An 11,199-nucleotide genomic window follows, 5' to 3' on the forward strand; every position below is an offset into this window, starting at 1 on the left:
CAGGAGGTCGACGACGCGCTCGGGCAGAAGCTGTTCGCCCTGATGCGCGACGGGCCGGAGACCGATCTCACCCTGACCGAGAACGCTCAACCGGCGCTGATGGCCGTCAGTCTCGCGGTGAGCCGCGTGCTGGAGAAGGAATTCGGCGTCGGCGTGGATCGCGCGGCCTTTGTGGCGGGTCATAGTCTTGGAGAGTACTCCGCCCTGGCTGCAGCCGGCGCCATCAGCCTGGCGGACACCGCCCGCCTGCTGAAGCTGCGGGGCCAGGCCATGCAGCGGGCTGTACCCGTGGGCGAGGGGGCCATGGCCTCCCTGATCGGCCCCAAGACCGACGTGGCCCTAGCCGAGGCCGCCGCTGCGGCCGGCGCCGAGGTCGGCGTCTGCGTCGTGGCCAACGACAACAACCAGGGCAATGTGGTGATCTCCGGGGCCAAGGCCGCGGTGGACCGCGCCATTGAGAAGGCCAAGGAGCTGGGCGCCCGCGCCATCCCTCTGAATGTCTCGGCGCCCTTCCATTGCCCGCTCATGCAGCCGGCTGCCGATGAGATGGCCGAAGCCCTGGCTTCGGCGACCATCATTTCGCCCCGGGCGCCCCTGGTGGCCAATGTGACGGCCCGTCCCGTGCATGACCCCGAAGAGATCCGCCGACTGCTGGTCGAGCAGGTCACCGGCCGCGTCCGCTGGCGCGAGAGCGTCACCTGGCTGGTGGAGACCGGCGGGGTGACCCGGTTCGCCGAGGCCGGGGCCGGCAAGGTCCTTTCGGGCATGGCCAAGCGCATCGCCCCGGACGCCGAGGCGACGCCGCTGAACACGCCGGCCGACCTGGAAGCCTTCGCCAAGTCCCTCTGAGTTCCAACCGCCGCTGGAGGCGCAGAAATGTTCGATCTTTCGGGAAAGACCGCCCTGGTCACCGGCGCCACCGGCGGCATCGGGGCGTCGCTCGCCAGGGCGTTGCACGCCCAGGGCGCTCATGTGGTCCTGTCGGGCACCCGTCAGGCCGTGCTTGATGAGATGGCGGCTGATCTCAAGACGCGCGTCAGCGTCGCCTCAGCCAACCTTTCCGACGCCGAGTCCGTGGATGGGCTGGTGAGCGCCGCTGAGACCGCCGCCGGCGCGCCGCTGGATATTCTTGTGGCCAATGCTGGCATCACCCGCGACGGGCTTCTGATGCGGATGAAGGACGAGGACTGGGACGCGGTGATCCGCGTGAACCTGGAATCCTATTTCCGCCTCAGCCGCGCGGCGATGAAGGGGATGATGAAGCGCCGCTACGGACGAATCATCGGCATCACCTCCGTGGTGGGGGTTATGGGCAATCCTGGCCAGACCAACTACGCGGCTTCCAAGGCCGGCATGATCGGCTTCTCCAAGGCGCTCGCCCAGGAGGTCGGCAGCCGGGGAATTACCGTCAACTGCATCGCGCCGGGCTTCATCGAAAGCCCGATGACCGACGCCCTCAATGAGGGCCAGAAGGCGCAGATTCTCTCGACAATCCCGACGGGCCGGCTCGGAACCGGGGATGAGATCGCCGCCGCCTGCGTCTATCTCGCCAGCGCCGAGGCCGCCTATGTCACCGGCCAGACGCTGCATGTGAATGGCGGCATGGCGATGATCTGAACGGGCCTGTTGGCCGCTGGCCTCGCCGAAAGGAACATGCTACGGCGCTCGCCGATTAAGCTGGCCAAGACTGCCTGGGACCACCTGTGAGGTCTCAAACCCAACACCGCCGAAGGTTGACAAGGCGTCCTCCGTCGCGGATGCATCAGTTGAATTTAGAGGGACTAAAAGCGAATGTCCGACATTCTGGAACGCGTGCGCAAGATCGTCATCGAGCACCTCGACGCCGATCCCGAGAAGGTCACTGAAAAGGCCAGCTTCATTGACGACCTGGGCGCCGACAGCCTCGACAACGTCGAGCTGGTCATGGCCTTCGAAGAAGAATTCGATATCGAGATTCCGGACGACGCCGCTGAACACATTCAGACGGTCGGCGACGCCGTGAAGTTCATTCAGGAGCGTCTGGGCGCCTGACGCCCGGGCGTCTTCGCCTGACGTCTGACACATGACCGCCGCGTCCCTTAGGCCCCAGCGCCGGAGAGGCGCGGCGGTTTTGTTTTGGGGCCGGCCCCGGGAGTAGAAACGCCATGTCCACCGCCAACACTCGCCGCGTCGTCGTCACCGGCCTCGGTCTGGTCACCCCGCTCGGTTCGGGCGTCGAGGTCACCTGGAAGGCGATCCTGGCCGGCAAGTCCGGGGCCGGGAACATCACCACCTTCGACGCCTCGACCTATGCCTGCAACGTGGCCTGCGAAGTGCCGCGCGTCGATGGACGCGGCGGCGGCGGGGCCGATGTGGAAGGATCCTTCGATCCTGACAGCGTCATGTCGCAGAAGGACCAGCGGCGGATCGACGACTTCATCCTCTACGCCATCGCGGCCGCCGACGAGGCGGTGAAGGACTCCGGCTGGGCGCCGCAGGATGATGAGGGCCGTGAGCGGACCGGCGTGATCATCGGCTCGGGCATTGGCGGTCTGGCGACCATCGAGAAGACCAGCATCGAGCTGCACGAGAAGGGCCCCCGTCGGGTCAGCCCCTTCTTCATTCCCTCAGCCCTGATCAACCTGGCTTCCGGTCAGGTCTCCATCCGCCACGGCTTCAAGGGGCCCAACCATTCGGTGGTGACGGCTTGCGCCACCGGGGCCCACGCCGTCGGCGACGCGGCGCGGATGATCAAGTACGGCGACGCCGATGTGATGGTGGCGGGCGGGGCCGAGGCGGCCATCTGCCCGGTGGGTATTGCGGGCTTCATCGCCTGCCGCGCCATGTCGACGGGCTTCAATGACGACCCGACCAAGGCCAGCCGGCCCTATGACAAGGACCGCGACGGCTTCGTGATGGGCGAGGGCGCCGGCGTCCTGGTGCTGGAAGAGTACGAACACGCCAAGGCCCGTGGCGCGAAGATCTATGCCGAGGTGGCCGGCTACGGCCTGGCCGGCGACGCCTATCATATCACCGCCCCTGCCGAGGATGGCGATGGCGGCTTCCGGGCCATGCAGGCGGCGATCAGGGATGCGGGCATTTCGCCGTCCGACATCGACTACATCAACGCTCACGGCACCTCGACCCCGCTCGGCGACGAGATCGAACTGGGCGCCGTCGAGCGGATGCTCGGCAATGCGGCCTCCAAGGTGACCATGTCGTCCACCAAGTCGGCCACCGGTCACCTGCTGGGCGCCGCTGGCGCCATCGAAGCGGCCTTCACCTGCCTGGCGATCCGCGATCAGATCGCCCCGCCGACCATCAATCTGGACAATCCCTCGGTCGAAACGCCGATCGATCTGGCGGCCAACAAGGCTCAGCCCCGGGAGATCAAGGTGGCGCTCTCCAACAGCTTTGGTTTCGGCGGCACCAACGCCTCCGTGGTGTTCAAACAGGTCTGATCCATGGCTCGCGCGCCTCGCCCCCGACCGGCCAAAAGGGGCGCCGGCGTTTCGCCCCTGCGCCGCCTTATCGTGACCCTGGTCAGTGCGGCGGTGACCTTCTCCCTGGTCCTGGCCCTGGCCGGACTCTGGGCCCTGTGGATGTATCAGGGACCTGGCCCGTCGGCTGAAGGCGATAGCACCACGGTGATCCTTCGCCGGGGCGCGGGCCTGCCCGAGATCGCCTCGACCCTGGAAGGCGCCGGCGTGATTTCATCCGCGCCCATCTTCCTGGCCGCCGCCCAGGCCACCGGAGCGGCCCGCAGCCTCAAGGCCGGCGAGTATGAGTTCGCCGCGCGCCAGTCCATGGCCCGGGTGCTGGACGACATCCGCGCCGGCCGGGTGGTGCGCCACTTCGTGACCATTCCCGAGGGCGTCACCTCGGAGATGGTGGTGGAAATCCTTGCGGAGAACCCCCTGCTCACCGGGGTTGCGCCCTCGCCGCCCGAGGGGGCGCTGCTGCCCGAGACCTACCAGATCGAGCGCGGGGAAGACCGCGCCGCGGTGCTGCAGCGGATGATGGACGCCCATGACGAGGTGCTGGCCCTGCTGTGGTCCAAGCGCCAGCCCGGCCTGCCCGTCAACAGCCCGCAGGAGGCGGTGATCCTCGCATCGGTCGTGGAGAAGGAGACCGCCCTGGGCTCTGAGCGGCCACAGGTGGCCTCGGTCTTCGTCAACCGCCTGCGCCGGGGCATGCGGCTGGAGAGCGACCCGACGATCATCTATGGCCTGACCAAGGGGCGGCCCCTGGGGCGCGGTATCCGGCAGTCCGAGCTCGATCGCCCGACGCCCTACAACACCTATCGGGTCGATGGCCTGCCGCCGACGCCCATCTGTAATCCGGGTCGCGCGGCGCTGGCCGCTGTCCTGGATCCGCCAGAGACCGACTATCTGTTCTTCGTCGCAGACGGCAGCGGCGGACACGCCTTCGCCGCCACATATGACGAGCATCGGCGCAATGTGGAGCGCTGGCGCCGGATTGAACGGGCCAGGGCGCCGTCGGATGGCGCGGCGGCGGAGCCGCCCGTGGACGCGCCTTTGTCGGCGCAGCCATGACCGCGCGGCATGCCGCGGTGTCGCGTAGGGCTTCGGGAGACTGACCATGGCGCTTTCAGGCATGACCGGCTTTGGCCGGGTCGAGGGCGCTCAGGACGACTGGGCCTGGGCGGCCGAGGCGCGCTCGGTCAACGGCCGCAATCTGGATGTCCGCTTCCGCGGCCCCCCGGGTTTTGAGAGCCTTGAAAGGATAGCGCGCGACGGCGCTCAGGCGCGCTTTCAGCGGGGCCAGATCACCGTTGGCCTGCAGGCGAAACGGGCCGAAAGCCAGGCTCAGGTCCGCATCAATCTCGACCAGGCCCATCGCTATCTGGCGGCCACCGAGGCGCTGGTGGCGCAGGGCCGAGCCACGCCTCCTTCAGTCGATGGCCTGCTGGCCCTTCGCGGGGTCATCGAGGTCGCCGAGGCTGAACCTGACGCCGAGGCCCTGGCCCGGGTGGAGGCGGCCATGGCGGCGTCCATCTCAGGCGCCCTCGACGCCCTGAAGGCCGCGCGTGACGCCGAAGGGACGGCCCTGATCGGCATCCTGCTGGGCCTGACCGACAAGATCGCCGACCTCACCGGGCAGGCTGGAGCGCTGGCCGCTGAACAGCCGGACGTGATCAAGGCGCGCTTCGCCCGTCGCATGGCCGAGTTGATCGGCGATCCGGCTGGACTGGAAGATCGGATCGTTCAGGAGGCGGCGGCCATGGCCGTCAAGGCTGATGTCCGTGAAGAGCTGGACCGCCTGGCTGGCCACGTGGACTCGGCCCGAGCCTTGCTCAATGGGGAGGGGCCAGTAGGGCGCCGGCTGGACTTCCTGACCCAGGAGTTCATGCGGGAGGCCAACACCCTGTGCTCCAAGTCCGCCCTGTCGCCCCTCACCGCGGTGGGACTGGAGCTCAAGGCGGTCATCGAGCAGCTTCGCGAACAGGTCCAGAATGTGGAATAGACACGGCACGCCGGCCCGCCCAGACCAGATCCGAGACCGATGATCCAGAGTTCCGTTCCCCGTCGCGGCCTGATGCTGCTGATCTCCAGCCCATCAGGGGCCGGGAAGACCTCCCTGTCGCGCCGGCTGGTGGCTGATCACGCCGAACTGGAGCTCTCGGTCTCGGCGACGACCCGGGATCCGCGGCCGGGTGAAGAGGACGGGCGGGAGTATCACTTCGTCGATCGCGCGGCCTTCGACCGGATGGTTCTCGATGACGCCTTCCTGGAGTGGGCCAATGTCCACGAGCACCGCTATGGCAGTCCCGCCCAGCCGGTGATGGACGCCCTGGGCCTCGGCCGCGACGTACTCTTCGACATTGACTGGCAGGGGGCCGCCCAGATCGCCCAGAAAGCCCCCGACGATGTCGTGCGGGTCTTCATCCTGCCGCCCAGCATGGCCGAACTGTCGCGGCGGCTTCACGCCCGCGCTCAGGACCGGGAGGACGTGATCCAGCGGCGTCTCGGCCGGGCCTACGGAGAGATCGAGCGGGCCGTCGACTATGACTATGTCATCGTCAATGACGACTACGACCGGGCCTATGCCGACCTGGCCCACATCTATCACGCCGAACGGCAGAAGCGGGTGCGCAACCCCGGCCTGCGTGACTTCGTGCAGCGGCTATTGGACGAGCGTCTCTAGCCCAGCGGCTGCGCGGCGGCGAGGTCGCTGCGGATCGTCTCGGTCAAGCCGCGCATGTCCCGGCCGGTGGGCGCCTGGAACAGGCGCAGGTCGAACTCCGGCAGGATCGACAGCACGTGGTCGAAGATGTCGCTCTGGATGGCCTCATAGGCCTCCCACTGCACCGTATTGGTAAAGGCGTAGATCTCCAGGGGCAGGCCCTCGGGCGTGGGATCGCGCTGTCGCACCAGAAGGGTCTTCTCCTTGGCTATACCCGGATGGACCTTGAGATAGGCCAGTACGTAGGCCCGGAAGGTGCCGATATTGGTCAGGCGTCGGGTGTTGACCGGGTCGCGTCCCGACTTGACCAACGACTCGTTCCAGGCGGCCAGGTCCTTGTCCTTGCTGGCCAGATAGACATCCAGCAGGGCGAACCGGTCCAGGTCGCGCCGCTCCTGCGGGGTTAGGAAGCGGATGGTCGTCTGATCGATCAGAATGGCGCGCATGATCCGACGACCGCCGGATTCCTGCATGCCGCGCCAGTTCACGAACGACTCGTTGATCAGCCGCCAGGTGGGGATCGTGGTGATCGTCTTGTCGAAGTTCTGGATCTTCACCGTGTGCAGCGCCAGGTCGATGACATCGCCATTGGCGTTGAGCTGCGGCATCTCGATCCAGTCGCCCACCCGGATCATGTCGTTGCTGGTCAGCTGAACCGAGGCCACCAGGGACAGGATGGTGTCCTTGAAGACCAGCAGCAGGACCGCAGCCATTGCGCCAAGGCCGGAGATCAGCAACAGCGGCGAGCGGTCCAGCAGGGTCGCCACCACCAGGATGGCGGCGGCCGCATAGAGGACGATCTTGCCGACCTGGATGTAGCCCTTGATCGGCCGCTGGCGGGCTTCCGGTCTGCGGGCGTAGAGGGCGTTGACGAGGTTGAGCGCCCCCGTGATCGCCAGGATCACGGTCAGGATCATGAAGGCCGCCGCGACATTGCGCACAACGGTCTCAGCGGCCTCAGGCAGGTGGGGGACCACCAGCACGGCCTGATAGACCACGACGGCCGGCGCCACATTGGCCAGGCGCGCGATCACCTCGCGGAAGAAGATCTCGGCCTCGTCCTTAAGCGAGAGGCTGAGTGCGCGCCGCACGATGCGCAGCAGGACGTGCTGGGTCAGCCAGTTGACCACCACTGCAAGGGTGGCGAGCAGGCCAAGCCCGATCAGGGTCTGAAGATGGGGATAGTCATTGAGGCCAGCGAGGGCCTGATCCAGTTCCTGCATCAGGCGGTCCTAGAGGAGGGGGCTTGGTGCGGGCAAGCCCTGTCGGGCGTTAGCGCGCGCCCTCTGCCCGTTGCAGAGCCTCGGCCAGGCCTATGAATTCGTCCAGCGACAGGGTTTCGGCCCGTCGTGCGGAGTCGATCCCAGCCTCGTCGCACAGCGCCGCGCCGCCCAGCACCTTGAGGCTGGCGCGCAGCATCTTGCGTCGCTGACCGAAGGCGGCCTGGCTGACTCGCTCCAGGGCGCCCAGCAGGGCCTCAGGAGGCCGATCGTTCAGCGGATCCAGTCGCACCACGGCGGAGTCCACCTTGGGCGGCGGAGTAAAAGCCCGCGCCGGCGCCTCCATGACGATCTTCGCCTGGGCGGTCGCTTGGGCGATCACTGCGAGGCGGCCATAGGCGTCGTCGCCAGGCCGCGCCACGATCCGCTGGGCGACCTCCTTCTGGAACATCAGGGTCATGGCCGCAGGCCGATAGGGTCCGGTCAGCCATTTGATGAGCAGGGCGGTGCCGATGTTGTAGGGCAGGTTGGACACGATCGCGACCGGGTGACCGCCCGTCAAAGCCGCCTCATCGACCTTGAGGGCGTCGGCCATCTGGATCGTCAATCGACCGTCAGAAACTTCCTGCAATTCGTTGAGAAGCGGCAGGAAACGGACGTCCTTCTCAATGGCTGTCACATGTGCGCCAGCCTCCAGCAGCGCCCGGGTCAGTCCCCCGGGGCCGGGGCCGATCTCAAGCACCCGAGCGCCTTCCAGGGGGCCGGCCAGGCGGGCGATCTTGCGGGTGATGTTGAGGTCGAGCAGGAAGTGCTGGCCAAGCCCCTTGTCGGCCATGAGGCCGTGCGCCTCGAGGCTCTGGCGCAAGGGCGGCAGATCGGTGAGCGCGCTCATGAGCGCCGTTCGGCGATGGCTTGGGCCATTCGGATCGCCGCGATCATGCTGTCTGGCCGCGCCTGGCCGCGTCCGGCGATATCGAAGGCCGTCCCGTGGTCCGGCGAGGTGCGCACAATGGGCAGGCCAAGCGTGATGTTCACCCCGCCCCAGAAGTCGAGCATCTTCACCGGGATCAGAGCCTGGTCGTGATAGAGGCAGAGCACAGCGTCATACTTCGCCCGGGCGGCCTCATGGAACAGGCTGTCGGCCGGACTGGGGCCCAGGGCGTTGACCCCAAGGTCCCGCAGAGCCCGGACAGCGGGGCCGACCACCTGAACCTCCTCGCGCCCGATGGTGCCGCCCTCGCCGGCGTGGGGATTGAGGCCCGCCACGGCCAGCCTGGGATGTTCGACGCCGAAATCCCGTCGCAGCGCCTGGGCCGTGACCAGTCCGGCGTTGACGATCTTCTCGACCGTCAGGCTTGCAGAGACCTCGGCCAGCGGGGTGTGCACGGTGACCAGGGACACCCGCAGCCCCGGAGCCGCCAGCATCATCACAGGACCCCTGGCCCCGTCATAGCGGTGCGACAGGGTCAGCTCGCCCAGGAACTCGGTGTGCCCCGGAAAGGGGAAGCCGGCGCCGTAGAGGCTCTCCTTGGCGATCGGCGCGGTGACCACGCCGCCGACGGCGCCTGACAGGGCCAGGCCCACCGCCGTCTCGATCCAGGCGATCACAGCCTTTGCCGCCCGGGGCGAGGGGGCACCGGCCACGACAGGCTCCAGCAGGGGGATATCGATGACCGGCAGGGCCTGGGAGAAGGTCCGCGCCGCGTCCTCCGCCGTGCTGATCCGGCGGATCAGGCCGCTCGTGCCGCCCGGCGCCGCGGCGACCTGGTTGAGGTCGCCTACGACAAGGAAGTGCGGCCCCGTGTGCCGAAGGGCGCTCCAGGCCTTGAAGACAATCTCGGGGCCGATCCCGGCGGGATCTCCGAGACTGATGGCCAGGGGGCGGTTCTTCACCGGGTCTCGATAGTGGCTGCGTTCCGAAGGTCGCGCATGTAACGCCGGGCGATCAGGCCCAGTTGCTCGAAGAACAACCGGCGCTCGACCATCTGAGGCGACAGCTCCGAGCCTCCCGACGCGCGCTTGCCGCAGACCGCGACAATGTGCATGCCGGCTTCGGTGCGGATCGGCTCCGACAGCTGGCCGACCTCAAGGGCCTCAGCCGCCGCGCGGAAAGCCGGCGCCAAGTCACTGATCTCAGCCTCGCCCAGGTCGCCGGCGACGATGCCGGCCTGCCCACTGGCCACGGCCTCCAGATCGCCGCAGCTGGTGATCTGCGACCGAAGGGCGATCAGCCGAGCCCGCGCCGCCTCGACCTGGCTCTCCGGCGCGCCTGCGGGAACGCCGATGGCGGCCTGTTTCAGGTTGACGACGGTGGCGCCCGCGCCGGACCGCTTGTCGCGCAGATAGACGATGTAGACGCCGTCGGTCACCGGAATCGGCCGGGAAAGTTGACCAGGGCGCATCTGCTCAAGCGCCAGCTCGACCTCCCGCGGCATCTCGCCGGGGCCAACCCATCCAGCGTCCCCGCCAGAGGCCGCCGTGGGCGCTGCGGAGAACTGCCGGGCGACCGCCTGGAACGGCGCGCCCTGCTGCATCTGGGCCACCAGCTGTTCGGCGCCGCGGACGGCCACGTCCATGCCGCCCACCCGGGCGCCGTCGATGAACACTTCGCTGACCTGAAACTGCGGACGCGAGGCCTGAGCCTGCTGCTGCTCAAGGACGGCGCGCACCTGGTCCTCGCCGATCCGCAGGCGGGAGCCGTAGCGACCCTGGATCCAGCGCTGCCAGCTGGCCTGGGCGCGAAGCTGCTCGCGCAAGGAATCCAGCACGCCCTGGCTTCGCAGCATCGAGGTGAACTGCTCGGCGCTCATCTCATTGCCCGAGGCCAGCTCGGCGAGCTCCTCGTTCACGTCCTCATCGCTGGCGATGATGCTGAACTTCTGCTCTCGCTCGACCCGCCGCAGCTCCTGCAGCTGGAGAGTTTCATCCACCAGGGCGATCAGGGCCTCCTGCTGGATCTGGGGCAGGTTTTGTTCGGTGGGCTGGACGCCTGTGGTGGCGATGAGCAGACGCATGCGCTGAGCAAGGTCATAGGTCGAGATGATCTCGTCATTGACCACAGCCGCGGCATATTCCGACAGGCCCGCAGCGGGCGCGGCCGGCGGAGAGGCCGGCGCATCCTGCGCCAGGGCCAGACCGGACACGGCGCCGGTCGCCAGAAACGCCACAAGGGCGACGCCGCAGGCCGCTCGGCCGCGGACTGAACGCGCAGACAACATCGCTTGGGTCATTCCTTCGTGGCGGCTGGAAGCGCCGCTGATCCTAATTGGCATAGATAGGTTCGCCCAATGTGGCGAGGGTTAGGCGCACCGCCACAGACTCGCTGGGACCCAGACGGCCGACAATCGTGTCCTCGCGGCGGTAGATGACTTCGATCCGTGTGCACTCGTCCCGATAGACCACCCCGACGTCGCGCACCACCCAGCCATTCTGAACCATGTCGCGGTTGCCGTAGGCGGTGATCCCCCAGTTCTGGGTGATGAAGAACTCGCCGCCGAGGTCGAGATTCTCGCGCTTGACCCCATTGATGTCCAGGTCGTCCCAGAGATAGCGGAAGAAACCCGAACCCCGTCCCAGAGCGATGTTGGCGCCGGTCTCGGCCCGACGGACATCGAGGGTGTCGCCGTTCAGCCGCGCCCGGCCGAAGGCGGACACGCCCCGAATCGGCTGCGCCTGGGCCGCGACGATCCAGTCTGAAGTGGTGTCTCTCAGGCCTGTGCGCTCCGGAAAGGCCGGCTCTTCGCGGTCGCGGAAGCTCCGACCCACCAGCACCGTGGCCCGGCGTCCATCGTCC

Annotated in this window: 12 protein-coding genes; 7 read left to right on the forward strand and 5 right to left on the reverse strand. The window is 67.7% G+C overall.

Annotation, left to right across the window (positions count from 1 at the left end; translation table 11 throughout):
- From Q8N19_RS05175 to gmk, 7 genes are all read left to right on the forward strand, one after another.
- A partial coding sequence (locus tag Q8N19_RS05175; RefSeq protein WP_305588533.1) for an ACP S-malonyltransferase occupies positions 1-849 on the forward strand: 849 nt, incomplete at its 5' end.
- A 27-nt stretch (positions 850-876) separates the two neighbouring features.
- Positions 877-1,617, forward strand: coding sequence for a 3-oxoacyl-[acyl-carrier-protein] reductase (fabG, locus tag Q8N19_RS05180; protein WP_305588534.1), 741 nt, complete (start codon positions 877-879; stop codon positions 1,615-1,617).
- A gap of 174 nt (positions 1,618-1,791) precedes the next feature.
- Positions 1,792-2,031 carry an acyl carrier protein gene (locus Q8N19_RS05185; RefSeq protein WP_293318447.1) on the forward strand — a complete coding sequence of 80 codons (240 nt, stop codon included), beginning with the start codon at positions 1,792-1,794 and terminating at the stop codon, positions 2,029-2,031.
- A gap of 113 nt (positions 2,032-2,144) precedes the next feature.
- Positions 2,145-3,440: a beta-ketoacyl-ACP synthase II gene (gene fabF, locus Q8N19_RS05190; protein ID WP_305588535.1), complete on the forward strand. Its 1,296-nt coding sequence runs from the start codon at positions 2,145-2,147 to the stop codon at positions 3,438-3,440.
- A gap of 3 nt (positions 3,441-3,443) precedes the next feature.
- The gene (mltG, locus tag Q8N19_RS05195; RefSeq protein ID WP_305588536.1) at positions 3,444-4,535 is read left to right on the forward strand and encodes an endolytic transglycosylase MltG; all 1,092 of its coding nucleotides are present in this window, start codon (positions 3,444-3,446) and stop codon (positions 4,533-4,535) included.
- Between the two features lie 46 nt (positions 4,536-4,581).
- Positions 4,582-5,466 (forward strand): YicC/YloC family endoribonuclease, encoded by an 885-nt coding sequence (locus Q8N19_RS05200; protein WP_305588537.1) that lies wholly within the window; start codon positions 4,582-4,584, stop codon positions 5,464-5,466.
- 39 nt (positions 5,467-5,505) lie between these two features.
- Positions 5,506-6,147, forward strand: a complete 642-nt coding sequence (gene gmk, locus Q8N19_RS05205) for a guanylate kinase (RefSeq protein WP_305588538.1) — start codon at positions 5,506-5,508, stop codon at positions 6,145-6,147.
- Here the strand turns inward: gmk and Q8N19_RS05210 are convergent.
- From Q8N19_RS05210 to lptD, 5 genes are all read right to left on the reverse strand, one after another.
- The gene (locus tag Q8N19_RS05210; RefSeq protein ID WP_305588539.1) at positions 6,144-7,409 is read right to left on the reverse strand and encodes a mechanosensitive ion channel family protein; all 1,266 of its coding nucleotides are present in this window, start codon (positions 7,407-7,409) and stop codon (positions 6,144-6,146) included. The genes gmk and Q8N19_RS05210 overlap by 4 nt on opposite strands.
- Positions 7,410-7,458: 49 nt before the next feature.
- Positions 7,459-8,298: a 16S rRNA (adenine(1518)-N(6)/adenine(1519)-N(6))-dimethyltransferase RsmA gene (gene rsmA, locus Q8N19_RS05215; protein ID WP_305588540.1), complete on the reverse strand. Its 840-nt coding sequence runs from the start codon at positions 8,296-8,298 to the stop codon at positions 7,459-7,461.
- On the reverse strand, positions 8,295-9,299 hold the full coding sequence (pdxA, locus tag Q8N19_RS05220; RefSeq protein ID WP_305588541.1) for a 4-hydroxythreonine-4-phosphate dehydrogenase PdxA: 1,005 nt from the start codon (positions 9,297-9,299) through the stop codon (positions 8,295-8,297). The genes rsmA and pdxA overlap by 4 nt, the downstream gene beginning before the upstream one ends.
- Complete coding sequence (locus Q8N19_RS05225) at positions 9,296-10,624, reverse strand: peptidylprolyl isomerase (RefSeq protein ID WP_305588542.1); 1,329 nt, start codon at positions 10,622-10,624, stop codon at positions 9,296-9,298. The genes pdxA and Q8N19_RS05225 overlap by 4 nt, the downstream gene beginning before the upstream one ends.
- Before the next feature lie 43 nt (positions 10,625-10,667).
- On the reverse strand, positions 10,668-11,199 hold a 532-nt coding region (gene lptD, locus Q8N19_RS05230), incomplete at its 5' end, for an LPS assembly protein LptD (RefSeq protein WP_305588543.1).

The sequence above is a fragment of the Phenylobacterium sp. genome (assembly GCF_030693405.1).
GTDB lineage: Bacteria > Pseudomonadota > Alphaproteobacteria > Caulobacterales > Caulobacteraceae > Phenylobacterium.